24 protein-coding genes and 1 tRNA gene are annotated in these 25,543 nt (G+C 41.5%); 13 read left to right on the top strand and 12 right to left on the bottom strand.

Translation table 11 applies throughout. From position 1 onward, the window contains the following. Nucleotides 1–114 precede the first annotated feature (114 nt). The 7 genes from ahpF to NI455_RS00300 all read right to left on the bottom strand — a co-directional run bounded on the left by ahpF (nucleotide 115) and on the right by NI455_RS00300 (nucleotide 8,719). Nucleotides 115–1,680 (bottom strand): alkyl hydroperoxide reductase subunit F, encoded by a 1,566-nt coding sequence (gene ahpF, locus NI455_RS00330; RefSeq protein WP_253111913.1) that lies wholly within the window; start codon nucleotides 1,678–1,680, stop codon nucleotides 115–117. 242 nt (nucleotides 1,681–1,922) lie between these two features. Further along, on the bottom strand, nucleotides 1,923–2,840 hold the full coding sequence (locus tag NI455_RS00325; protein WP_253111911.1) for a hypothetical protein: 918 nt from the start codon (nucleotides 2,838–2,840) through the stop codon (nucleotides 1,923–1,925). Between the two features lie 37 nt (nucleotides 2,841–2,877). Further along, the gene (locus NI455_RS00320; protein WP_253111909.1) at nucleotides 2,878–4,011 is read right to left on the bottom strand and encodes a toxic anion resistance protein; all 1,134 of its coding nucleotides are present in this window, start codon (nucleotides 4,009–4,011) and stop codon (nucleotides 2,878–2,880) included. A 16-nt stretch (nucleotides 4,012–4,027) separates the two neighbouring features. Then, the gene (locus NI455_RS00315) at nucleotides 4,028–4,819 is read right to left on the bottom strand and encodes a tellurium resistance protein (protein ID WP_253111908.1); all 792 of its coding nucleotides are present in this window, start codon (nucleotides 4,817–4,819) and stop codon (nucleotides 4,028–4,030) included. Nucleotides 4,820–5,160: 341 nt separating this feature from the next. Continuing rightward, the gene (rnk, locus tag NI455_RS00310; protein ID WP_253111906.1) at nucleotides 5,161–5,565 is read right to left on the bottom strand and encodes a nucleoside diphosphate kinase regulator; all 405 of its coding nucleotides are present in this window, start codon (nucleotides 5,563–5,565) and stop codon (nucleotides 5,161–5,163) included. A gap of 505 nt (nucleotides 5,566–6,070) precedes the next feature. Continuing rightward, a complete protein-coding gene (gene glyA / locus NI455_RS00305) occupies nucleotides 6,071–7,321 on the bottom strand; it encodes a serine hydroxymethyltransferase (protein WP_005103619.1) in 1,251 nt (416 codons plus the stop codon). Between the two features lie 153 nt (nucleotides 7,322–7,474). Beyond that, complete coding sequence (locus NI455_RS00300) at nucleotides 7,475–8,719, bottom strand: alpha/beta hydrolase (RefSeq protein WP_253111904.1); 1,245 nt, start codon at nucleotides 8,717–8,719, stop codon at nucleotides 7,475–7,477. Nucleotides 8,720–9,051: 332 nt separating this feature from the next. Here NI455_RS00300 and NI455_RS00295 point away from each other — a divergent pair, with 332 nt between their 5' ends. From NI455_RS00295 to NI455_RS00285, 3 genes are all read left to right on the top strand, one after another. Beyond that, nucleotides 9,052–9,750, top strand: a complete 699-nt coding sequence (locus NI455_RS00295; protein WP_253111902.1) for a DUF3820 family protein — start codon at nucleotides 9,052–9,054, stop codon at nucleotides 9,748–9,750. 101 nt (nucleotides 9,751–9,851) lie between these two features. Further along, complete coding sequence (locus tag NI455_RS00290) at nucleotides 9,852–10,499, top strand: hypothetical protein (RefSeq protein WP_180038767.1); 648 nt, start codon at nucleotides 9,852–9,854, stop codon at nucleotides 10,497–10,499. Between the two features lie 218 nt (nucleotides 10,500–10,717). Further along, nucleotides 10,718–11,068, top strand: a complete 351-nt coding sequence (locus tag NI455_RS00285; protein ID WP_164543105.1) for a hypothetical protein — start codon at nucleotides 10,718–10,720, stop codon at nucleotides 11,066–11,068. Between the two features lie 252 nt (nucleotides 11,069–11,320). On the opposite strand, the gene NI455_RS00280 is transcribed toward NI455_RS00285, so the two are convergent. Then, a complete protein-coding gene (locus NI455_RS00280) occupies nucleotides 11,321–11,539 on the bottom strand; it encodes a hypothetical protein (RefSeq protein ID WP_004645598.1) in 219 nt (72 codons plus the stop codon). Nucleotides 11,540–12,529: 990 nt separating this feature from the next. Between NI455_RS00280 and NI455_RS00275 the strand changes: the two genes are divergently transcribed. Continuing rightward, nucleotides 12,530–14,101: a sensor domain-containing diguanylate cyclase gene (locus tag NI455_RS00275; RefSeq protein WP_253111900.1), complete on the top strand. Its 1,572-nt coding sequence runs from the start codon at nucleotides 12,530–12,532 to the stop codon at nucleotides 14,099–14,101. 35 nt (nucleotides 14,102–14,136) lie between these two features. Here NI455_RS00275 and NI455_RS00270 read toward each other — a convergent pair. Beyond that, a tRNA-Arg gene (locus tag NI455_RS00270) sits at nucleotides 14,137–14,212 on the bottom strand. 190 nt (nucleotides 14,213–14,402) lie between these two features. On the opposite strand from NI455_RS00270, the gene NI455_RS00265 reads away from it, so the two are divergent. The 7 genes from NI455_RS00265 to NI455_RS00235 all read left to right on the top strand — a co-directional run bounded on the left by NI455_RS00265 (nucleotide 14,403) and on the right by NI455_RS00235 (nucleotide 20,502). After that, nucleotides 14,403–15,338 carry an ABC transporter ATP-binding protein gene (locus NI455_RS00265; protein ID WP_253111898.1) on the top strand — a complete coding sequence of 312 codons (936 nt, stop codon included), beginning with the start codon at nucleotides 14,403–14,405 and terminating at the stop codon, nucleotides 15,336–15,338. Next, nucleotides 15,335–16,108, top strand: coding sequence for an ABC transporter permease (locus tag NI455_RS00260; protein WP_004279041.1), 774 nt, complete (start codon nucleotides 15,335–15,337; stop codon nucleotides 16,106–16,108). Before NI455_RS00265 ends, NI455_RS00260 begins: the two co-directional genes overlap by 4 nt. Continuing rightward, a complete protein-coding gene (queF, locus tag NI455_RS00255; RefSeq protein ID WP_253111896.1) occupies nucleotides 16,108–16,923 on the top strand; it encodes an NADPH-dependent 7-cyano-7-deazaguanine reductase QueF in 816 nt (271 codons plus the stop codon). The genes NI455_RS00260 and queF overlap by 1 nt, the downstream gene beginning before the upstream one ends. Nucleotides 16,924–16,942: 19 nt before the next feature. Next, entirely contained in the window at nucleotides 16,943–17,596 is a 654-nt protein-coding gene (locus tag NI455_RS00250; RefSeq protein ID WP_005247485.1) for a hypothetical protein, read from the top strand. A gap of 305 nt (nucleotides 17,597–17,901) precedes the next feature. After that, complete coding sequence (gene mltB / locus NI455_RS00245) at nucleotides 17,902–18,903, top strand: lytic murein transglycosylase B (RefSeq protein ID WP_253111895.1); 1,002 nt, start codon at nucleotides 17,902–17,904, stop codon at nucleotides 18,901–18,903. Between the two features lie 288 nt (nucleotides 18,904–19,191). Next, nucleotides 19,192–19,806, top strand: a complete 615-nt coding sequence (locus NI455_RS00240; RefSeq protein ID WP_004279046.1) for a septal ring lytic transglycosylase RlpA family protein — start codon at nucleotides 19,192–19,194, stop codon at nucleotides 19,804–19,806. Between the two features lie 240 nt (nucleotides 19,807–20,046). Further along, nucleotides 20,047–20,502: an Mpo1 family 2-hydroxy fatty acid dioxygenase gene (locus NI455_RS00235; RefSeq protein WP_253111893.1), complete on the top strand. Its 456-nt coding sequence runs from the start codon at nucleotides 20,047–20,049 to the stop codon at nucleotides 20,500–20,502. 36 nt (nucleotides 20,503–20,538) lie between these two features. On the opposite strand, the gene NI455_RS00230 is transcribed toward NI455_RS00235, so the two are convergent. The 3 genes from NI455_RS00230 to rpsB form a co-directional block, all read right to left on the bottom strand. Beyond that, the gene (locus NI455_RS00230) at nucleotides 20,539–21,036 is read right to left on the bottom strand and encodes a DUF3465 domain-containing protein (protein WP_253111890.1); all 498 of its coding nucleotides are present in this window, start codon (nucleotides 21,034–21,036) and stop codon (nucleotides 20,539–20,541) included. A 146-nt stretch (nucleotides 21,037–21,182) separates the two neighbouring features. Beyond that, nucleotides 21,183–22,058: a translation elongation factor Ts gene (gene tsf / locus NI455_RS00225; protein WP_004279049.1), complete on the bottom strand. Its 876-nt coding sequence runs from the start codon at nucleotides 22,056–22,058 to the stop codon at nucleotides 21,183–21,185. Between the two features lie 142 nt (nucleotides 22,059–22,200). Next, nucleotides 22,201–22,947 carry a 30S ribosomal protein S2 gene (gene rpsB, locus NI455_RS00220; RefSeq protein ID WP_004279050.1) on the bottom strand — a complete coding sequence of 249 codons (747 nt, stop codon included), beginning with the start codon at nucleotides 22,945–22,947 and terminating at the stop codon, nucleotides 22,201–22,203. 207 nt (nucleotides 22,948–23,154) lie between these two features. Between rpsB and map the strand changes: the two genes are divergently transcribed. Further along, nucleotides 23,155–23,982, top strand: a complete 828-nt coding sequence (map, locus tag NI455_RS00215) for a type I methionyl aminopeptidase (RefSeq protein ID WP_004279051.1) — start codon at nucleotides 23,155–23,157, stop codon at nucleotides 23,980–23,982. A gap of 254 nt (nucleotides 23,983–24,236) precedes the next feature. Continuing rightward, the gene (locus tag NI455_RS00210; protein ID WP_005103791.1) at nucleotides 24,237–25,472 is read left to right on the top strand and encodes a pyridoxal phosphate-dependent aminotransferase; all 1,236 of its coding nucleotides are present in this window, start codon (nucleotides 24,237–24,239) and stop codon (nucleotides 25,470–25,472) included. Nucleotides 25,473–25,543: the final 71 nt, after the last annotated feature.

Raw genomic sequence — 25,543 nt, 5'->3', positions numbered from 1 at the left:
TAATAAATATAAAAAAAGGAACTCGGGTGTTAGCGTCCTGAGTTCCTATAAAGCGATAATAATGTATTTATAAGATATAGCACCTCGGTTTTGGGGAACCCAGGTGCTATTTTTTTATTGTCCTGAACGGATGATGTAATCAAAAGCAGACAGTGACGCCTTGGCACCTTCACCGGTCGCAATGATGATCTGCTTGTAAGGCACTGTGGTACAGTCACCTGCCGCAAACACACCTTTGACATTGGTTTCGTTGCGGTCGTTAATCACAATCTCGCCACGGTTAGTTAATTCAACAGCCGTTTCTTTCAGGAAGTCCGTATTTGGCAACAAACCGATCTGCACGAAGATCCCTGCAAGTTCTACTGTATGCTCTTCATCTGTGGCACGGTCTTTGTATTTCAGACCCGTCACCTGTGAACCGTCACCCAGCACTTCAGTCGACAAGGCATTCTTGATCACGGTGGTGTTCGGCAAGCTGTTCAGTTTGTCTTGCAGCACCTGATCCGCACGCAATTTGGTATCAAATTCCACCAAAGTTACATGCTCTACAATCCCTGCCAGGTCGATCGCAGCTTCCACCCCCGAGTTACCACCGCCAATCACGGCGACACGTTTACCCTTAAACAGTGGGCCATCACAGTGCGGACAGTAGGCCACACCACGAGTTTTGTATTCCTGCTCACCTGGAACGTTCATCTCTCTCCAGCGTGCGCCGGTCGACAGAATCACGGTTTTAGATTCCAGTTTGGCACCATTCTCTAAAGTCACTTCCACCAGACCATTGGCCGTTTCGTCTGCCCCTTTGATATCAGACACGCGTTGCAGGTTCATGATGTCGACCCCGTATTCACGCACGTGGGCTTCCATTTCCGCTGCAAATTTAGGACCTTGGGTTTTTTGTACTGACGTGAAGTTTTCAATATCCATGGTGTCCATGACCTGACCGCCCATGCGCTCCGCCACGATCCCGGTTTTAATGCCTTTACGCGCTGCATAGATGGCTGAAGTATTCCCCGCAGGTCCACCACCAATCACCAGAACATCAAAGGCGTCTTTGGCATTCAGCTTTTCCGCATCTTTGGCAGCGGCATTGCTATCCAGCTTGGCAATGATTTCTTCCAGTGTCATACGACCCTGACCGATATGCTGGTTGTCCTGGAATACCATCGGCACCGCCATGATTTTGCGTTCTTCGACTTCTTCCTGGAAGAAGGCCCCATCAATCATGGTGGCAGTAGTGCCCGGGTTATAAATGGCAATCAGGTTGAGTGCCTGAACCACATCCGGACAGTTATGGCAGCTTAAGGATACAAATACATCGAAATTAGATTGAACACCTAGGCTCTTGATATTCGCCAGAACTTCATCAGAGACTTTCGGTGCATAACCTGAGGTTTGCAACAATGCCAGGATCAGCGAGGTAAACTCATGACCCATCGGCAAACCTGCAAAGAACACGCGTGGCTCCTCACCAGCTTTTGCAATCCCGAAACTTGGCGCACGTGCATTGATTCCGTCAAAGCGTGCAGTCACCAGGTCAGACAGTGCAGCTACTTCGGACACCAGTTCCTGGATTTTGGCTGATTTGTCAGAGCCATCCAAAGTCGCGACCAGTTCAATCGGGCCTTCCAGGCGTTCTAATAGGGTTTTAAGTTGAGCTGAAGTATTTTGGTCTAACATTGCTAACGTCTCCAAAGGAGTAAATGTTTATTTGATAACAGGATATTAAATGAATTGCATAAATAGGTAAAACAGTTTGTTTTTATTTTATTGATCGATATTTTAGATTATTAAACTAAACCTAGTTTTTTTACTGCCTTATTTAAATTTTTGAACTGTGTTAAGCAAGTTGAATAGGTTATCTTAAAAATAGCGTTGAAATTTCATCAAAAAATGCTCCTATTCAGGAGCATTATGGGAAATTAATGAATCCGCTGTTCGATACGCAGGGAACGACCCTTGATTGAGTTGGCCAAGAAAAACAAGATTAAGCTGAGTAGCGCCGATAAAATAGCGACACCAATAATGACCAGATTCGTGATCTGACTTAACTGATCCGCCTGTTGTACCTGCGTATTTACACTCTTGGCGACTGGTGTCATGGCTTGACCATAGACCTGTTGCTGCATGGTCCAGATTTGTTCAGGCTTGAAACCATATTGTTCAAATTTAGGATCCTGTTTTTCTGCCTCAACCAAGTTTAAAACATAGGGTTTTGCGGCAGATAAATCCTGCGGCTTATGCAGCAATGCCGTTTGCGCCAGTAAATAAGACTTTACTGGTGCAGCAATCTCTGAATCGGCCAGATAACGGGCAATTTCACTGTCATTGATATTGCTGTCGTAATACACCACTTGCTGATAAGCATCATCCCGATCATTACGTAGATCATGCTGCCAGTAAGTCAATCCTGACCAAATCACGATAAAAGCAATCAGCCAGGCGACAAATTTCAGCACAAAAGACTGAAAGCGCACATAAAAGAAACGCAACTTTTTCAGTAAGCCAATGACAAAAAATGCACCGATGAAAGAGGCAAAAATTTTAATAATCAGCCAGCCAAACCAGCTCAGCAAACTAAAAAAATAATCTGGACTATCACCAATGCTCGCCAGTGTGGCGTCTACACTGACCGGTAAATGCAATTGCTGTACTTGAGTACTCAGGCCAAAAAAACCATAGACCAGTTCCTGCTGGAAAAACAGGCTAATGATTGAAGCTATAAATATAGTAGAGGTAGTCAAACCCAATAGCATCAAATTGCGTTGACGTTTCTTGAGTGCAACTACCCCCTGCTTGATGTCCTGAGGCTTAACGGCATATTCATCTAAGGGCGGCAATCTCTACTCCTTCTTTCAGATTTTGGCCCTACCTGATTTAGTTGGGCTTGGATCCACTGGTACTTGATTCAATCACCAAATGATTCAGATTATCCTGCAGAGCTTTTAAACGCACGGTTGCTTCTGTGCGTTTTTGTACACCTTCTTTCTGAATCTGAATCACATCGTTTACAGTTTTAATGAGGGTGTTTTGCACATGTTCAAGCGTTTCGATGTCAATCACCGAACGCTGGTTGGCTTTAGCCGTATCGACCGAGTTCTGATGTAACAGGTCAGCATTACGGCGTAGCAGCTCATTGGTGGCATCATCAATAGTATTGGCCAGCTGTACACTGTTCTTCTGTTCATTCAACGAAATCGCCAGACTGATCTGATTTTTCCACGCCGGTAAAGTAATGTTTTTGATCGCATAGAACTTGTCAACCAGCATCAGGTTATTCGACTGGATAATCCGGATCATTGGCAAGGTCTGCATCGCAGATTGCTGCAGTACCTGTAAATCACTGACACGTTTTTCCAGATTATTGGCCAGATGGTTCAGGTCATAAATTTTCTGGGTGGTGCTCTGATCTTGCGGCAAGGCGGTTAAAGCGGAAATTTCCTGTTGCAGCTCCTGTTCGCGTAAACGTCCTGCGGCGATATGTACCCCGAGCTGTTTATATTCATCCTGTACCCCGTCAAACATTTTATCCAGGGTATCAACACGTGCTTTCAAACCGGATTGCGAGGTTTCAATCTCTTTCACCAGTACATCTAGCTGCTCTTTAGTGGTATTGAAATGCGCATCAAAGTTATCTTTCGCACCTTTGAATTTGCTAATGATATTGCCAAAAAAACCCGAACTTTTCTTTTTATTGAGAATACTGCTGGTATTTAGCTGCTGAGCCACCTGTATCACCTGATTCAGTTTTTGTCCTGTCGCATCCAGATCTCTATTTTGCACCAGATTCAGTAATTCATCGGTATAGGTCGAAGTTTTGGTCGCAATATTTTTGCCATATTCAGCCACGCTGTTATGACTCATGTTCTGCAACTCTTTACGTGCAGCCAGCACCTCCTGAAAGTCAGCAGGCTGTAAGCCCAGTTCTTTCAGGTCCATTTGCTGGAATTTTTGTTCGACCAGTTCATTCGAGCTTTCAACAGGTAAATTTACTAAATCAGACTTGGTCATAGTTCACCTTATATTGTTATGTTTTCGAGGGTTTCTCGAGGGATTTTTTTAACGTTTTAATTAGACTCTCACGGCTATTATCAAGTTTTTCCAGATCACTTGTCGAGTGTTTCGTCTGGCTTTGTTTGACATGATATTGCCAGGCCGGAATCAAGACCTGCTGTGCTTCCTTAAAGCGATCCAGCAGGCTAAAGGAAAGCTGCTGCGAAAGCTGCATCTGGGTAATGGCGATGTCATTACTGCTTTGCAAGGTACGTAAGGTATTAATTTTCTTGGAGAGGCGTTCTGAAAAATTATCCAAGGGATGCTGGTTTTTGACGAATAGCGGATATTCAGACAGAAACTCGTCTGCTGCGACAATGTGCTTGGCCATCTGTTCGCGCAACCCCAAAAGCTGCTGAAAACGTGACTGCGATTTCTGAATTTCAATCTGCAATTTACGGCTTAAGTGATCGGCCTGATCCAGCAAACGGTCCAGCCGTTGATAATATTCCATCTGACTTGAGCCATAATCCAGATCGATGCCCAGCCATTTCTGTAGAGCATTAAATTTACGTTTTTTCAGATATTTTTTAGATTCTGCCAAGGCATGAATCAATTGCTCAATGGTCTGGCTTAACTGTTGGGTCAAGTGCGGATCTACACCATTCAGTAGAACGGACTGTGCCTGAATCAGAGCATCTGCATAATGATTCAGCCCATATTGATTATCCAGTACAGGCACAAGCTCATTACGCTTAATCGCCAGAATTTCCTCACGATCAAGCATCATGTCAGTCAAGGCAGGTAGAGCTTCAAAGCGCGACATGGTTGAGGCGATATCCTTTAAAAAAGTGAAACAAAGAAGTCTAGAACATCTTCGAATGTAGCAAAAAAACAGACCGCGTTGTGTATATTTATCCAGAAATTCGTTACATCACTTTAACTAAATCCATGTTTTATCTTTATTTTAATTATGATTTTGGCAATACGATTCAATTGCAGAGATAAATGACTACATTGCATTTTGAGAATTATTTAACTTTAAGCATTTAGAACTTTAAAATGTATTCAATCTGATCTAAATGCTTACAACATCAGGTTTTACTTAAAATCCATATACAAAAAAAGCCATATTGCTATGGCTTTCAAGGATGATCCAACGCTGGCTTAAAGATAATCCCCTTCGCTCTCCGGCTGAAACAGCACTTTTTCAATGGTTACTTTCATGGTATTACCATCCGGTTGTGGCCATTCAATGGTTTGACCTTCCGCTAAGCCCAAAATGGCTGCACCTATTGGTGCGACCACATTGACCTGCCCCTTTTCACCTTTAAATTCGTGTGGGTAAACCAGTGTCACCTCAACAGCTTCCGTAGAAGGTGCAATGGTCAGCAACACACGGGAATGCATGGTCACGATATTGCTTGCGATCGCTTGCGGCTCGACCACTTCGGCACGTGCCAATTCATCCTCTAAGCGGATCATGGTTTCACTCAGCTTGCTCTGATTCTCCAGCATCGTTTCCAGACGATGTAAATCTTGCTCAGATAAAATAATGTTGGGTTTAGTCATCCTTATTACCTTGTTTAATGCATAAATGAAAAATTAATCAATCAACCGCCAGCAGCATTTTTAAATACAGGATTTACCCATATTCAAATGATACCGATCCATATAACGTTTAAATAAAAAGAATGATGTCATTCACGGCGCTTATATCAGCACCACCTTACAGTAACATGGGATTCACTCAAGCGCTTCATCTACCATGATCTTCAGCTCAATAACCTATTATTTTTAAAGTGTCAGGTTCTGAAAATAATTCCTGTAAATAATTTCAAGCAAAGCATGCAACGAATGCATTCATTCTTTTAAAGCATTTAAAAATACAAATAGTTGATAAAAGACTTTAAGCCAGATTGAGAAAAACTCAATATGATTTTATTGATGACTCAATCTCTTACGGCATGGAAATTGATCTATATAAGCCCGATCAAGTCTAAACATCTTTTACATCGTTATTTTTACAGCTATAAAAAAAGCTCCCGGTTGGGAGCTCCTTTCCGTTTATAAGCGATTATGCATAAACTGGGAATTTAGCACATACCGCTGCAACTTTCTCTTTCACCGCGTTGATAACAGCTTCATCGCCTTTAGCATCTAGGATATCAGCGATCCAGCCTGCAAGTTCACGTACTTCAGCTTCGCCAAAACCACGCGTTGTTACTGCAGGTGTACCGATACGGATACCTGAAGTCACGAACGGAGAACGTGGATCGTTTGGTACAGAGTTTTTGTTCACAGTAATGTGAGCAGCACCTAACCAAGCATCAGCTTCTTTACCTGTAATGTCTTGTTTGATTAAAGACAACAAGAACAAGTGGTTTTCAGTACCACCAGAAACTACGTCATAACCACGAGCGATTAATACTTCAGCCATTGCTTTCGCATTAACAACGACTTGTTGTTGATACGCTTTATATTCAGGTGCCATTGCTTCTTTGAAGCAGATTGCTTTCGCAGCAATCGCGTGAACCAAAGGACCACCCTGGTTGCCTGGGAATACAGCCGATTGAAGTTTCTTCTCGATTTCTTCGTTTGCTTTCGCAAGGATCAGACCTGAACGTGGACCACGAAGTGTTTTGTGAGTCGTAGTCGTAGTAACGTCAGCGATTTGCACCGGGCTTGGGTAAACGCCAGCGGCAACCAGACCTGCAACGTGAGCCATATCAACAAATAGGTAAGCGCCAACTTTGTCCGCGATGTCACGGAAACGCTGCCAGTCAACGATTTGGCTGTATGCAGAGAAACCAGCAACGATCATGCGTGGCTTGTGCTCAAGCGCCAAACGCTCAACTTCTTCGTAATCGATCTCGCCAGTTTCAGGGTTTAAACCGTACTGAATCGCATTATATGTTTTACCAGAGAAACTTACTTTTGCACCGTGCGTCAAGTGACCACCGTGAGCAAGGCTCATACCCAGAACTGTATCGCCCGGGTTAAGAAGCGCTAAGTAAACTGCTGAGTTTGCTTGTGAACCAGCATGTGGCTGAACGTTAGCATAATCAGCACCAAAGAGTTCTTTAGCACGGTCAATCGCCAATTGTTCGATAACGTCTACATACTCGCAACCGCCATAGTAGCGTTTACCTGGGTAGCCTTCCGCATATTTGTTAGTAAGTTTTGAACCTTGAGCTTCCATAACTGCTGGTGAGCAGTAGTTTTCAGAAGCGATTAGCTCAATATGAGCTTCTTGGCGAGCATCTTCATTCGAGATTGCTTGAGCTAATTCTGGATCAAATTCAGCGATAGAGATATTGGCAAACATTAGCGAGGTCCTATTGATTTAGGGCTTTTAAGCCGTGCTAAGATTGGCGCGTATTGTAGCATGAAGTTTTAAATTTTCGATCATGAACTTTATTCAGTTTGCAATAAAAATGGCTCATATCTAAAAAACATGAGCCATTCAGATAAAAATAAGTTATTGAATTGGCATTAGAGATTTTACATCTGAAATAATACTAGGAATATTCAGTGCATAGACACTACCATGATCCCATTTAGTCGCATTTGACTCATCCGTAATATAACGTACTGAAGTTTGTTTCTGATTGGCAACTGCCACCATAACATCTGTTGCTGCTTTTGGCACGGTGCGATCGGCTGAACCCTGATAAATAATCACTGGCGTAGACACTTTAACAAGTAAAGGCTGAGAATCTTTTTCCAGGAAATTTTTCACCGCCGGAATACTCATGAAGTTGGCCTGAGTACGCGGGTATCCTTCTAAAGTCCCGTTATTTTGAGCATACTGTCCCATTGCAGCACCAAATTTATTACCCAGTACATCATAGCAATCAGTTTCAGCATTTTTCGCGATCTGGTCAGTCGGTGTTTTAAAAATCTGGCTATATTGCAGATTTGGGTTTGGATTACGTAAACCGGCAGTAATCAATGCTGTGAACGTATCTAAAGATGCCAAAGTTTCAATCTTTTTACCCAGATTGGTTTCTTGTCCAGCTTGGGCCTCACCACCTGACAAAATCAGGCTAAAATTAGAAGCAGGTGCTAGAGCTACTGTCCCCTTATAAGTCATTTGAGCAGCCCGTGCTGCATATTGTGCAGCACCTAAAGCCGCTTGACCACCTTGAGAATGTCCAACAGCCATCCATTGACTAGACGCTTGTGAACCTAAATAATTTCGTGCAGCCACGACTGCATCAGTAATAGAATAAGCTTCACTTTTCAGATTCAAGAAAGGATGAAATTCTTTTCCACTCGGCTCTCCTAAACCTTCATAGTCAGGTGCCACTACAATATAGCCAGCTTGGAGAAACCCGCCAATCATGGCTTTGATATAATCATTTAGTGCTTTTCGACTCGGTGCGCACTGATCAGCAACCCCAGTTGTACCGTGTGCCCATGCCACAATTGGCCAGCCTTGAGCTGGAGGCGTTCCCTCGGGTGTGAAAACTAATGCAGTAGCTTGTGTTTCCTTACCATTAATTCCTAACATCTTATAAGTCATGATCACACTTTCGTCAGCGATCCCGGAGAAATCCGTTTGAGTATAGGCTACAGGTGTTGCCACGACTGGATTATCGATATTATTTACTGGAATGGCAGGTTTGGACTCGTAAAAACGATCATTATCACTATCATCGTTACAAGCAGTTAAGGCTACACTTAATGTGAGAAGAGTACAGGTCAATACTTGACGTTTCATCGATCTTATCCTTATCTTATTTATTATCATCTCTAATGAGTTTCTCTGGTTTTATCTTTAACAAACGATAAAACTACATGTAATTTCCCAATTTATCTAAATAATATCAAGAAAAGAATGCGTTATTTTTTTCTATTAAATTCGCGTCAGTTTATATTTATTATGAAATCAGCAAACTTAAAAATAGAGAATTTCCCCTTTTCAGAACTATACAAATAGTCGTCATACGTTAAAAAGCCTGCAATTAATACAGAAATAAAGCAATTCAATTGTCAGTTGCAAAATAATAATGTTAGATTTTACTCTCCTCTCTTTTCAGGCACATTTCCGACATGCAGGCCATTATTCTTGATACCGAAACGCATACTTTAAATGGTCAACCCATCGAAATTGCTTATGCGCCTGTCGAAATTGTAGAGCATAAAATCAGTCTGGATAAAAGCCGCCTGTTTGATCAGCTTTATTCATGTGACGAAGCCATTTCTTTTGCTGCCATGGCCGTGCATCATATTCTGGAATCGGATCTGGAAGGTGAGCCGCATTACACTACCTTTCGCCTGCCTGATGAAACCGTCTATATGATCGGCCATAATATTGATTATGACGTCCGTGCCATCGAAAAATGTGGTGTAGATACTTCAAAAATCAAGGCGATTTGTACACTGGCTTTAGCACGTCAGGTCTGGCCAGATGCAGAAGCACACAATATTTCTGCACTGATTTATATGATCACCAAAGGCAGCGAAAGAGCGCGTGAAATGATCCGTAAAGCGCATCGTGCCGATATGGATATTATTTTAACTGCCAATATTTTGATGCATATTGTGCATCATTTAAAAATCAACAGCATGCAGGAATTATTCGAGGCTTCTGAAGATGCCCGAATTCCACGTACGATTAATTTTGGCAAACATCGCGGTACTGCCATCGCCGAACTTCCTACTGACTATGTGCAATGGCTATTGCGTCAGGATGAACTGGATCCTTATTTACGTAAGGCCCTTGAAAATACGGCGATCACGACATTATAGGTCTTATCAAAATAAACCTCAGTATTTTAATAAATACTTCATATTAATGTAATTTTCACAGACTATGCTCTAGCTGAATTTTAGCAACAATCTATTCAGCTATGATGCATTTTTATAAAACTCAACGTGGGATCGAGGTGCTACAGGATCGCTCCATCCCACTGACCGCACGCCAACGCCGCTTACTGGTTCTGATCGGCAGCCAAGATTTCAACTTATTAAATGATGGCTTAAAACAACAGCTTGCTCCTGCCGAACTCTTAGATCAGCTTTATGCCATGGATTTAATTATTCCAGCTGAAACGGGCGAGGTAGCCATCAGTCAAAAGCAGGCTGATGCAAGAACAGATACAAAAGTTGACCTGGCACACTCCGAGATTCACCGATCGTTGGACTCATCGATAGCAGCAGCTTCTGCGACAAAAGAACTCCATCCTGAGATGGAATCCATTAAAGTAGCGCAGGACATTCCATCTGCTGAAACGGATTCAAGCCATGCAAAAAAGCTGCCTGAACTGCAACCTATGTCTTTTGAAGACCTTAAATATATGATGATGGAAAGCTTACAAAAATATTGTGGCTTGATGGCCAAGCAGCAAATTCATCAGATTTTACAGGCGCCGGATACGCGCAGTTTAAAACTGTGCCAAATGCAATGGATCACGTCCCTTCAGGAAAGCCGTATTGCTCCCCAAGAATTGAATCACATTCTGAAGCAGATCAATTTTGCTTTAGATCAATTGCAGTAAAATGAAGCGCCTGAATAAGAACATCTTAGTCTTTTAAACTCTTAAATAAGTGAGTTTAACAATGAGGCAGCTTTAATTATTCAAGATAACTAATTGGTTATTTGATATATTTATATTTAAGCAAAATTTAAAGCTCGAAATATCCGACTTAAGCGTGATAGAAAAAGAATTATAATCCCGCCATATAGTGAGCATAGATATCCGATTTAATCATGTATATGTCACATTATTTAGAATTCGATGCGTTCGATAATCCCATGCAACTGAGTAAAGTTGGCAATTGGGTAATTACCTTTTTAAGTCCGGTTGAAGAACTGCAATTTGTGCAACTGGCGATCACCTATGTACTTCCCCGCCAGATCAGTGACAGCTTGCAACCGCGCCGTGTGTTGATTCAAAAAAGTCCCATTGAGCATCATTGGCTGATCCAGGCCATTGAATGTTTTGACAGCACGACTCGTCAGGAAATTTCTTTAAGCCCTGAGCATACAATCGCACAGCAAACTTTAGTGCAGATTCTAAAAGATTTTGAAAAATATGATGTGAATGTGCAGCTTAAACAGATTTAAATATTTGCTCACTCCAGCGAGCTTTTTTATTGTTATGGGATATTTCTTCGGCCAATTAAAGCCTATTATCACGTTGTCTTCTCTTAGATATTGAATCAGAAGCTGATTATAGCTGCATACAGTAGTATCCAAGCTAGCAAACACCAAAGTATAAAAAACTCACCTAAATGGTGAGTTTTTTATCTGCTGAATCGGTGATTTCGGATAAATAAGTTCAATTTTTTTCTACCTATCTGAAGTTCACTGATTAAATTATTCGATAACGCGATAAATATTTGAAGATTGTTGGCTTTCAAACAACAACTCAATACTCGGCAGAATCGTTTCACCATCCACCACGATGTGTTCAATTTTTTTGACCAACTCAGCTGCATGATGAATGTTGTGCTCTGCAAAGGAACGCAGCATCGCTTTCGCTTCAGTCACTTGGCTAAATTGATCTTTCACCTTGATATCAATCATCTTTGACATTTTTCCTTCCTCTCTCATTATCCAATTTGCAGTTTTTTATACCATAATTAGCCAAGCGATTAATCTTCAAGATGTTAGCGAATTTGGCAATGTAAACTTTTTTATCTGGATGGATTATAAGAAAAAAATATTACACTTAATGAATTGCGCAGACATTAAAAAAGCTCGCATTTCTGCGAGCTCTGTGTTGGATGGCTAGTGCTAGATTTATTGTCTGGTGATAAACATCAAACTCAACTAACTGTCATTGATCCGTCCAACTTATCGGTAGCGTCTTATTGGTTTTACGACCTACCATGAGTTCAATATAACGGTATTTTTTTAGCCGACAATACCCTTTTACACTTCTAAAAGAAGACTTATACAAGATTTCAATTGTCATTTTTTTAAAGCAGATTAGAATATTTCTGGCTTGTTATCCGAAGACTTCTGCATTCATATCGTCTTTATTTAATTCATTGATTTTTAGAAAAATACCTTATTAAGCATACGAATTCTTGTTGAATAGCGGTTCAACACCCTCTTTCATAATCTCAATAAGCGCTTCAAAATTTAAACTCGGATATGATTTTTTATTAAAAATACTTTCGAAAAAGGACGCAATATTTAAAGAAACTACTGTTATATAATCTATACTACTAATTTTAAAAGGTTATCTTTAAAAAATTGGAGATAAATCAATCGCTTCGTTCAAGTTAATTCACCATAATTACGTATGAGCACTTAATCATTTGGATGGACAGATCAAAATTATTGAGTAGATTTTCTGGATGTTAAATACCATATTTTTATTTGCAACCTAGTCAAATATTCAGAATCCTAGCCAGCTTTTCAAATTCACCCTATTTACAGCCAAGCGACCTATAAATTCTGAATTTGATCGAAATAAAAACTCCCACCTAATGGAAATTTAATTTTATATCAACCTTAAACATTGAATATAAATGCAATACAATGCTCATAAATACATCGAGATATATCTAATTTTTTATGTCAGCTAATAATTTTAGGAAACACCTTGATCTCAATTTAAGGCAGTTAATACTTTTATTGGCTATTTTTAGTGTATCTAGCCTTTTTATTATTTCTCTCATTATTAGCTATCAGATCGTAAAAAATCAGTTAATCGACAACTCTCTTGCCTTAAACTCTGATCATGCACATAAAATCGCATTAAGCACAGACAACCATTTTAGAAATATGCTTCTTGAACTGGACTATAGCGCCAAGATATTAGGTCAAGACTTTAATAACAATGAACTAAGAGAAGCCGAGGTCAATAAATTAAAATATCAGTCTGAACACTATAACAGTGTCGTAATCAGTGATACCCAAGGCAGACTAATAAACTTTTCGCCGAATATTCTGCATATTGATAAAAGCAAAATACAACATACTCAAGGGATTATTGACTCTCTGCATAAAAAATCGACTTATATATCTTCACCCTATTTTTCTGTGCAAAAAAACATGATCGTGTTTATATCTCAACCTATTTTTGACAAGTCAAATCACTATCAGGGCTTCATCGGTTCAGCGATTTATTTAAAAGAAAAAAATGTGATCAATCAACTCCTAACCACTTATAAAAATTATAAGAATAGTTATATGTATGTGATTAACAATGAAAATAAAATTATTTTTCATCCGGATCGTGAAAGAATTGGGCAATGGGCCAGCAATAATACTGGTCTGGAATATATGCATGCGCATAAAAATGGTCAAATTCGTTTAATCAACAGCCAGGGCGTTGATAATCTGGCAGGTTTTTCTCATATTCCGACTTCAAACTGGATCGTGGTTTCCCAGCAACCTACCCATGACTTACTTAAACAGGCGAATTCTATCCTCTATAAATTAGCCGCAGGATTCTTTTTATTTTATCTGCTTGTTTTTTATATTGTATGGCGACTGTCTGATTCTATCTCGGCCCCATTGAACCAACTGGCAGATATGGCGAGTTTACTGAATCAGGCAGAAATCGGCTCAAAAATTAAGGATATCCAGCCCTGGTACTATGAGGTCACAAAATTCAAGTTAGCCCTACTGCTGAGTGTTCGAAAATTTTCACAACAAATGAGCAAGATGGATCATCATATTAATACAGATCCTTTAACCGGCTTGATGAATCGTCGTGGTTTGAATTATGTCATGACTCAAAACATGAAAATGAACATCCCTTTTTCAGTGCTTCTGATGGATGTTGATCATTTTAAAAACATTAATGACAATTACGGTCATGATCAAGGTGATGTTGTCTTAAAGCATATTGCCAAGACGATGCAGCAAAAATTTCGTAAAGATGATATTTGCTGCCGCTACGGTGGTGAAGAATTTATCATTATTATACCGAACAGCAATCTCACTGAAGTTTATGAAAGCGCAGAAAGGTTCAGAAAAGAAATTGCAGGTAAAGAGATTCAGGACATAGGTCACATTAGCATTTCGATTGGTATTGCTTCTTGGCCAGACAGTTCTAAAAATATTCTAGACGTTTTGAAAATTGCCGATAACAATCTTTATCGGGCGAAAGATGATGGTCGTAACTGTGTGCGTTACTAATTTGATTTATTTTTCAGATTTATAGATTAAATAAATGGTGCGCTCAGCGGGACTCGAACCCACGCCACAGGCTTCGGAGACCTGTACTCTATCCAGTTGAGCTATGAGCGCATCTTTTTTGGATCGCGCACATCATAACAAAAAAAAGCATAAGGTAAAGCAACTATCTCTAACTTCATCATTTTTATGCTTAAGCTTTATACAATGTTCCAAAACAGCAACACAGAATTGCGTGTGAATCACTTGGCTTATTTTGCGAGATCACTCACAATATCTCAACTTTTCACCATTTGAGATATTCATGACTGATGCACTGATCTTAAGGGATGTGTCAAAGACCTATCGCAATGGCTTTCAGGCATTGAAAGGAATTAACTTAAATGTACCAGAAGGTGAATTTTATGCGCTATTGGGTCCTAATGGCGCAGGAAAATCTACTACCATCGGTATTATCAGCTCATTAACAAAAAAAACCTCCGGTACAGTCGAAATTTTTGGTCATAATCTGGATACCCACCCCTCTCAGGCCAAACAGTGCCTAGGTGTAGTACCTCAGGAATTCAACTTTGCCCAGTTTGAAAAAACCTTTGATATTTTGGTGACTCAGGCAGGCTATTACGGCATTCCTAAAAAAATTGCACAGGAACGGGCGGAGCTTTATCTGACCAAACTGGGTTTATGGGAAAAGCGTGCCACTCAGGCCCGCATGTTATCGGGCGGGATGAAACGTCGCCTGATGATCGCGCGTGCCATGATGCACGAACCGAAACTGCTGATTCTGGATGAACCGACGGCTGGTGTTGATATCGAGTTGCGTCGTTCGATGTGGGAATTTTTGAACGAGATGAATGAAAAAGGCACTTCCATCATTCTGACCACACATTATCTAGAAGAAGCAGAAATGCTGTGTCGCCGTATTGCGATTATTGATCGCGGTGTGATTAAAGAAGACACCACCATGAAAAGCTTCCTGAGTCAGCTCAATGAAGAATCGTTTATTTTTGATCTGGCCGAACCGATTGAACCTTTGCATCTGGATATCATCGGCGTGCGTTTTAACCTGATCGATCCGATGACCTTAGAAATCACTATGGACAAGGCACATAGCATAAATGATCTGTTCCAATTGCTGGAATCACAAAATATTCAGGTACGCAGTATGCGCAATAAATCCAACCGTCTGGAAGAACTTTTTGTGAAAATGGTCGAGAAAAATCTGGATGGAGCTGCGCAATGAACATTAATCAACTCAGCGTAGCTTTATATACCATTATCTATAAAGAAGTGCGTCGCTTTATGCGCATCTGGCCACAGACCCTGTTGCCACCTGCAATCACCATGAGCCTGTACTTTGTGATCTTCGGTAATCTGGTCGGTTCACGCATTGGAGAAATGGGCGGCTATAGTTATATGGAGTTCATTGTGCCCGGTCTGATTATGATGGCCGTGATCACCAACAGCTATGCCAACGTCTCGTCTAGTTTCTTCAGCTCAAAATTCCAGAAAAGCATTGAAGAACTGATCATGAGTCCGGTACCGATGCATGCCATTTTATGGGGGCATGTATTGGGCGGTGTGATTCGTGGGATACTGGTGGCAATCATTGTCAGTGCCGTGAGCTTATTTTTTGCCGATTTATACATCACCAACTGGTTTGTGACTATATATACAGTCTTGATTACTTCCCTGCTGTTTTCCTTGGGTGGTTTTATCAATGCCGTCTATGCCAAATCTTTCGATGATATCTCGATCATCCCGACTTTTGTTTTAACACCACTGACCTATTTAGGTGGTGTGTTTTATGCTATTTCGAGCTTAAGCCCATTCTGGCAAAATTTATCTTTAATTAATCCTGTCGTGTATATGGTCAATGCGTTCCGCTATGGCATTTTAGGACATAGCGATGTCAATGTTGCCATTTCACTGACAGTGATTACCTTGTGTTGCGCCGTGCTGTATGCAGTGGCCTATCATTTACTCTCCCGTGGTTCAGGAATGCGTGAATAATGAGTGTAGAACAATCTCTCCTTGGTAAAGACACCAATTACCCGACAGAATATCAGCCTGGTGTTCTGTTTCCGATTTCGCGCGCGCCTGCCCGTGAACAATACGCACATGTCGAAGCGATTCAGCAAGGTGCAGACTGGTGGCATGTATTTGAAATTTCCTGGTTAAATTCAACCGGTGTGCCGCAAGTGGCTATTGGCCGCATTAGCTTGCCAGCGTCTTCGCCAAATCTGATTGAATCCAAATCCTTGAAGCTGTATTTCAATAGCCTGAATTTTGCCAAGTTTGCATCTAAAGAGGCCTTTATCGCGACCGCAGAAAAAGATTTATCTGCTGCGGCTGAAGCTGAAGTCAAACTGCAACTGTTTCAGGTTGATGAGTTAGAAATCAGCAAGCCGGAAGGTATCTGTATTGATGAGCTTACACCTGAGCGTCTGGAAAATCATCCAGATGCCAGTTTATTGGCTTTGGATTCGAAGGATGCAGCAGAAGGCGAAATACAGCTGTATTCACATTTACTCAGAAGTAACTGCCCTGTCACTGGCCAGCCGGACTGGGGAACAGTTTTTATACGTTATCAGGGTAAAAAACCTTGTTATAAGAGTATTTTAGCTTATATTATTTCCTACCGTCAGCATAATGGTTTCCACGAACAATGTGTGGAGCAGATGTTCGCCGATATCTGGCAGCAACTGAAACCGGAAAAGCTGATGGTCTACGCAACCTATACACGCCGTGGTGGATTGGATATCAACCCTTGCCGTGTATCGGATTTAACATGGATGCCTCGCCCTATTCGTTTAGCGCGACAATAAAAAACATTGAGGTTGAACAATGCCATTTTTTGGGTTTATTCCTTCTGCAGAGCTTTTAAATACAATTCAGACTGCACAAAAAAACAAAAATTCAAGTGAGCCGCTTTACCCATTGCGTGATAAAACCGCATTAATGATTAATGATGAAATTATTGATGCGATTCTTACCGAGCTGGTGCGTCGCTTTCCTGCCAGCGATAAACGTGATACTGCGGAAAAACTGGCTGGCTATATCAAGTCGACTGTTGCGGTTTTACTGAAGCAGCTATTGAGTAAAGCGCCGAACGATGTGGTCAGAGAGTCAATTGCATTCTCTGAGCGCAGTCTGTTTAAAGATCCTGAAGGACATTTCCGCATTGGTGAATCACTGGATGCCAGTCTGGTGACGAATTTAAAACATCATTATGCAGAACTTAAAGCCGGTCAGAGTATCGATAAACAAGCGTTCAGTAACCTGTACAAACAATTTGGTGAAGCAACAGTCCGACATTTTATGGTCGACTTTAATAAAACCCTGGATCTTGGCATGATCAAACGTAAGGCAGCAGATATTGGCGCATCTGCAGTGATCAAGGCCATCAATATGGCAGCAGATAAAATCATTCTGAATTTGAATAAAGATGAGCTGCGCGCCATGGCCGAATATCACGACACTTTGTTCTATACAGAATAGTTTTGCACAGCATGGTTTCAAGATTTTCTACAAATCTTGAGGAATTAGCCTGACTTCGGTCAGGCTTTTTTATGATCAGTGAAATAGCTTGTTACAGATAAGCGGCTCTATAAGACAGACTGCCGTAAAAATAGCCAATCCATCGCTATTTTTGTATAAGCGGCTAGGTCTCTTATTCATCCGAATGTTATCTTTAATCTGGCACTTTAAGCCTCACGATTGAAAAAATTTTATCAATCTTTTTCATGGCATGATTCAAATGACATCGCCAGCAACTCATCAAAAAAACTGGAAATCGTAGCAAGATGTTGAAATCGGATTTTTATAAAAAGTTTAAGCAGCTTTCAATCGCACTTACCGCATTCGGTCTCAGCAGTTTGAGTCTGGCCAACGATTTCCAATATCACCCCTCTTATGCCAGTTTTAAGCAGAACGCCATGCAGAGCTATGGGCTGAGTGCCCAGCAAGTAGATTCCGCCATGAGCGGGACGCGTAACCTGCCCAATATCATCAATATCATGAATCGCCCAGGCGAAAGTAAGCCTTGGTATTCATATAAGACTAACTTTCTGGCTGAATCTACTATTCAGCGCGGCGTACGCTTTAAACAGCAATATGCAGAAACGCTTAACCGTGCTGAACAGCAGTTTGGTGTACCGCAATCGATCATTCTGGGCATTTTAGGTGTAGAAACCGGTTTTGGCAGCAACAAGGGCTCTTTTGTCACTCGTGATGCCCTGGCAACCTTAGGGTTTGGCTATGAACGTCGTGCCCAATATTTTCAGGATGAACTGGCTGCTTTAATTGCCTGGTCATATAGAGATGGTGTTGCCACCTCTTCTGTAGTGGGTTCTTATGCTGGCGCTGTCGGTTATCCGCAATTTATGCCAAGCAACATTCCCAAATTCGGCGTGGACTACGATGGCAATGGTCATATTGACCTGCGTAATTCAGCAGTAGATGCGATTGGGTCGATTGCCAACTATCTGGCACAGCATGGCTGGCAGCGTAATCAGCCGATTGCCTTTCCGGCACGTTATACCGGTTCAACTCCAGATGCCGTGATTGCCAAGGATCTGACTCAACCTATGCCTTATGGTGTGTTAAAAACGCAAGGCATCAGCCCAATGAATCCAATCGTAAAAATTGACGATCTGGATCTGGTCAATGTAATTCAATTACAAGAGAATTATGGCTCAATTTACTATATCACTTATCCAAATTTTCAAGTGATTACCACTTATAATCGCAGTCGTATGTATGCCACTGCTTTGTGGTTATTAGGTACCGAAATTACCAGCCGTTAACACTAAAAATTAATACAAATTATGAAAGTCAACATTTTTATGGGTTAATTTGTACGTATTTTAAGCATTTTTAATATTATGTTACAATGTTGATTATTTTTTGATCAATAATTGTTTATTTTGCGTTCTTTTTTTAACTATTTTAATTAAACACTAGACAGGGTATTGCCGGCATGAATATTATCCATTTCGTTAAATGTAGTTGCATAAGTTAAATATCAGGCATGTTTACATGGTTTTTCAGCCATTTATGAACAACCAATAGATATGCTGTTAGGAGTTGATTCGATGCATTCTTCAATTTTGAAGTCTTTTATGGCCATTGCCACGATCGTCACGCTGACGCAATCGCAGGCAGATATGGTTCCGTCATCTTCATTCACCAATGAAAATGACAATTCGCGTCTTGCAACGCGAGTACTCAATAAAGAAGCTCAAAGCTTCAATTCAAATTTCACAAATTTGAACAGCCTTTCAATCACTGAGCGTTCTGGCGATAAAGTTCGCCGTGAAACCATTGCAGCGAAAATTGAACTTCCTGCAGAAGAGCCTTCAGTGATTGAAAAACTGAATACAGTGGCTTCTAATACTGTACGTAAATTCAGTCAGACAGGTACAGCGTCTTGGTATGGTCGTCAATTCCACGGCCGTAAAACTGCAAGCGGTGAAACCTTTGACATGAACGCAATGACAGCTGCCCATCGTAGCCTGCCATTGAACTGCTATATTCGCGTAACTAACCGCAATAACGGCAAGAGCGTCGTGGTTAAAGTAAATGACCGCGGTCCTTTCCATGGTAACCGTGTTGTTGATTTATCTTACGGTGCTGCGAAACAGTTGGGTATTACCAGTGCAGGTACTGCAAAAGTCAGTATTGAACGTGTCGCTGGTCCAAATTCTTAAGATTTGACCTGCAACACATTTAACAAAAGCCACAGCAATGTGGCTTTTTTATTGTGCTCATTTTCTAGAAGAATATAAACGCTCCTGCTCCGCCCTATCTTAAAGTTCTTTCAAGAAAATTTTGGTAGGCTCATCCTGCCTGATAAAATTCGCTCGCTTGCATGATTAACTTTTGACCATATCCGGATTCTGCTTTATATTTCCAGATAAGCAAAACATGTTCATGGAATGGAGCGAAGAATGAAAACAATATCTGAATGGTTTGATGAATATAGTGACAGCCATCAAAATAAAACCAATAAGCTGATTCACTGGGTCTGTGTACCGACTATCTATTTTTCGATTATTGGCATTCTGGCGCATTTCAGCGCTTTGCTGACTACCCTGCTACTGGTTTTGGCTTTTATCTTCTATGCACGCCTAGATCTTGTTTTGGCAGTAGCGATGGCTACGTTGACTTTGGTCATGGCCTGGCTCATCTGGATTCTGCCAGTCGGTACCGGTTTCTTTATTGCCCTGTTTGTCTTGGCCTGGATTGGCCAATTTTATGGGCACAAAGTGGAAGGTAAAAAGCCTTCATTCTTCAAAGACCTCCAATTCCTCCTCATTGGCCCAATTTGGTGCATGGATGCCTATTTAGGTAAAATCCTACCGAACTGGAAATCACGCCATAACAGCGCAATTATGAGCGTTTAAACGCTATATTCGATTTATTCAATTAGAAGAACCTTATTAATAGGTTTTTCCTTGATGTTTTAACCAGCCATCGACATGTTTTCGCGCAGGGTCATGATGCGTCCAGTGAATCACCCCGCCCTTGTCACTGTATTCATATTCTCCATAAAACTCGACCTGATCCTGTTTTTGAATATTCTGAATACGCGGCGCCAGATCGATATTATGTGCAACCAGTACAGTTTGGCCATTTGGTAATTCGAGGATAAACTTTTGATGACGCGATCCTTCATGATCATCTGGTAAAACAGCAACCACCTGCCCGCTTGAACTGACCTGTAGATCACTCTGGCGATGTTGAAACGCCCGTACAATTCGGTCCAGATCATCAGTGGCTTGAGAAGGTGCTAAGTTAGGCTCTGAATGAAGTGTTTCAGTGGTGGTATCAGATGCAGATTGAATAAGTGGTTGGGATTGCTGTAGATCCAGGCCCAGATAAGCAGCGATCAATAATGCAATGACTGCACCGATGCCCAGATTAGTTTTATTTGGCATTTTTTATAACTTTTTTATTAAATGATAAATACATGATCTGAGCTCTATCACTAGACCCAAATCCTGCTCTTGAATTGCTGATGAAGAATAGATCAGCATAAAAAAGCCCCATCAATCAGATAGGGCTTTTTCTAATTCCTAAGGAATTATTTTGCAGCAGCTTGAGCAGCAGCAACTTCTTCAGCGAAGCTCATTTCTGCTTTTTTCTCAATGCCTTCACCAACTTCGAAACGAACGAAGTTTGCAACTGTAGTACCAGTTGCTTTAAGAACGTCTGCAACTTTCTTGTCGTTGTCGATTACGTACATTTGACGCTCAAGCACAACTTCATTCAAGTATTTCTCAACAGAACCTACAACCATCTTCTCAACGATGTTTGCTGGCTTGCCTGATTCAAGTGCTTTCGCTTCAGCAATTTCTTTCTCTTTCGCGATAAGCTCAGCAGAAACGCCTTCAGCATTTACAGCAACTGGGTTGAACGCAGCAACGTGCATTGCCAAGCCTTTACCTGTAGCTTCATCACCAGTGTAAGAAACAACAACACCGATTTTAAGACCGTGTTTGTAAACTGCAAGGTTTTCGCCTTCAACAATTTTCGCACGACGTACTTGGATGTTTTCACCGATCTTTTGAACAAGAGCGATACGCGCTTCTTCAACAGTTGCACCATCTTCTAGTTTCAATTCAGCGATTTGAGCAGGATCAGTTACGTTTGCAGCAAGTGCAGCAGCAGCAACTTTCGCAGAGAAACCAGCAAAGTTTTCGTCTTTTGCAACGAAGTCAGTTTGACAGTTAACTTCTAGAAGAAGTGCTTTGTTGCCGTCTTGAGCAATTGTGATCGCGCCGTCAGCAGCAATGTTACCTGCTTTTTTAGCAGCTTTAGCTTGACCAGATTTACGTAGGTTGTCGATCGCCAGTTCAACGTCGCCGCCCGCTTCTGTCAAAGCTTTTTTACATTCCATCATTGCAAGACCAGTACGATCGCGCAATTCTTTAACCATGCTTGCTGTAACTGCAGTCATGTTTATCTCCTAAATTCGGTAGAAAATGAATTCTTTTTAGAACAGAAACGGCCCAGAGGAGTTCTCATGGGCCGCCTGCATACATAACGCTTACTTTGCCACCATCACATGTCGCAAAAATGACAAGCTAGCGTCAAACGCATTAAGCCTCAGAAGCTGGAGCTTCTTCTGCTTTAGCTTGTGCATTTGCTTGTGATTGAGCATATTCTTTACCAGCAAGAATCGCATCAGCCATAGCAGAAGCATAAAGTGTTACTGCACGGATCGCATCATCGTTACCCGGGATAACGTAGTCTACGTTGTCTGGGTTAGAGTTTGTATCAACGATACCGATTACAGGAATACCAAGGTTCTTAGCTTCTTTGATTGCAATCGCTTCGTGATCAACATCGATTACGAATAATGCGTCAGGTAAACCACCCATGTTTTTAACGCCGCCTAAGCCACGCTCAAGTTTTTCCATCTCACGAGTACGCTCTAGAGCTTCACGTTTAGTCAGCTTAGCGAAAGTACCGTCTTGAGATTGAGTTTGAAGGTCTTTTAAACGGTTGATAGATTGGCGAAGTGTTTTCCAGTTCGTCAACATACCACCTAACCAGCGGTGATCTACATATGGTTGACCAGCGCGTTGAGCTTGTTCACGGATGATCGCAGAAGCTGCACGTTTAGTACCAACGAACAAAACTTTGTTCTTTTTGCTAGCCAAGTTGTTAGCAAAGTTCAAAGCATCATTTAACGCAGGAACAGTGTGCTCAAGGTTGATGATGTGAATTTTGTTACGCGCACCAAAGATGTAATCACGCATCTTTGGATTCCAGAAACGAGTTTGGTGACCAAAGTGCGCGCCAGCTTGAAGAAGGTCGCGCATGCTTACGTTGTAATCTGCCATTTTCTTTACCTTAAAGTTTGGGTTAGGCCTCCATATACCCGCATTCTCCACCCTAAAGGGCACCCAGAGTAATGTGTCGATATATGTGCGGATTTTTTTGCCTCATCGCACAAAGCCCGTGAAATTTATTCACGAAAAAGCATTTGATAAAATGGGCGGCTATTTATACCATAGTCACACACAAATTTCCAAAAGTTTTTAGAGATCATGAACAACACTTATCAAGCTCCACGTCGACTCATCAAAACCCCTGACGAAATTGAAAAAATGCGTGTGGCAGGGCGACTGGCGGCAGAAGTTTTGGATATGATCAAACCGCATATTGTTCCAGGTGTCACCACTCTGGAACTTGATACGATTTGTCATGACTATATTGTCAATCAACAACAGGCAATTCCTGCATGCTTAGGCTATGGCGCTGCACCGGGTCGACCTGCCTTCCAACATACTATTTGTACTTCTGTAAACCATGTGGTGTGTCACGGCATTCCATCAGACAGTAAAAAATTGAAAAAAGGCGACATCCTGAACATTGATGTGACCGTGATTAAAGATGGCTACCATGGTGACACCAACATGATGTATATCGTGGGTGGTGAAACTTCAATTCTTGCCAACCGTCTATGTAAGGTAGCGCAAGAAGCCATGTACCGGGGTATTGAAACTGTAAAACCGGGTTCAACTATTGGCGATATTGGTCATGCCATTCAGCAGTATGTTGAATCTGAGCGTTTTGGCGTGGTACGTGAATATTGTGGTCACGGTATTGGTACGACTTTCCATGACGAACCGCAAGTGCTGCATTATGGTCAACCAGATACTGGCATGGTGCTTGAAGAAGGCATGACCTTTACCATTGAGCCAATGGTCAATGGCGGCGACTGGAAAACCAAATTACTCGGTGATAAATGGACAGTGGTCACCAAAGATCACTCATTGTCGGCACAATATGAACATACAATTCTGGTGACTAAAACCGGCGCGGAAATTTTAACAGCACGCCCGGACGAAGATTTGTCACGCTTTAGTGCGTAACCACAACATCAACAACACAAAATGGTCACTTTAAAGTGGCCATTTTTATTTTATATTTCATGCATCAATATGCATGACCGAGATGTAAAAAGTCTCCCCTTGCCTGCTTCCAGCACATCGAAATTCAAGATAAAGTTCGGCCAATACACCATTTTTTCCTTAAAGTTTTCCAAATTCTTTTGCCCTATCTGCACCATTTTAGGCTAAGATAATGTGCTTTTTATTTTTTAATCCCTATAAGAAGGAATACTGCCGTGGACGTACGTCTCTCTGATCGTGTGAATGCCATCAAACCGTCCCCTACGCTTGCTGTGACCAACAAAGCTGCTGAATTAAAAGCTGCAGGTCACAACGTGATTGGTTTGGGCGCAGGTGAACCAGATTTTGATACCCCTCAACACATCAAAGATGCAGCAATTGCAGCGATTAACAACGGTTTCACCAAATACACCGCTGTTGACGGTACGCCAGGTCTTAAAAAAGCCATTATTGCTAAATTCAAACGCGACAATAACCTAGACTATGCAGCAAACCAGATTCTGGTTTCTTGTGGTGGTAAGCAATCATTCTTTAACTTAGCTTTAGCTTTGTTAAATAAAGGTGATGAAGTAATCATCCCAGCACCATTCTGGGTAAGCTACCCGGACATGGTGATCATCGCTGAAGGTGTTCCTGTTATTGTGAAATGTGGTGAAGAACAACGTTTCAAAATCACCCCTGAACAATTAGAAGCTGCAATCACTGACAAAACTCGTCTAGTGGTATTAAACAGCCCGTCTAACCCAACAGGCATGATCTACACTAAAGCTGAGCTTGAAGCGCTCGCTGACGTACTGCGTAAATACCCAGAAGTATTTATCGCATCTGATGACATGTACGAACCAATCCGTTGGGATGACGAGTTCTACAACATCGCAACAGTTGCACCAGACCTTTATGACCGTACGATTGTGTTAAACGGTGTGTCTAAAGCTTATGCAATGACTGGCTGGCGTATCGGCTACGCAGCGGGCCCTGCTAAACTGATTGGTGCAATGAAGAAGATCCAGTCTCAATCGACTTCAAACCCAACTTCTATTTCGCAAGTTGCTGCTGAAGCTGCATTGAATGGTCCTCAAGACGTTCTTGAGCCAATGATTGAAGCATTCAAACGTCGCCATGACTTGGTTGTGAAAGGCTTGAATGATATTCACGGTATTTCTTGCCTGCCTGCTGATGGTGCATTCTATGCATATGCCAACATCAAACCGTTGATTCGTGCCAAAGGTCTTAAGTCTTGCACAGAATTCTCTGCATGGTTACTGGAAGAAACTGGTGTTGCAGTGGTTCCTGGTGATGCATTCGGTCTTGGCGGTTTCATGCGTATCTCTTACGCAACGGCTGACGAAGTACTTGTTGATGCACTTGCACGTATCAAAAAAGCTGCTGATTCTATCGAAGGCGTTGATGCTGCGATTGCTTCAATCGAAGCTGAAAAAGCTGCAAAATAATCTAGCTTGCTAGATAAAAAAACCCGCGAATTTCGCGGGTTTTTTTATGTTCTTCAACATGTATTAAACAG

Origin of the sequence: Acinetobacter lwoffii (genome assembly GCF_024129435.1) — a bacterium.
GTDB lineage: Bacteria > Pseudomonadota > Gammaproteobacteria > Pseudomonadales > Moraxellaceae > Acinetobacter > Acinetobacter lwoffii_F.
This window is presented reverse-complemented; position numbering and strand designations above follow the sequence as displayed.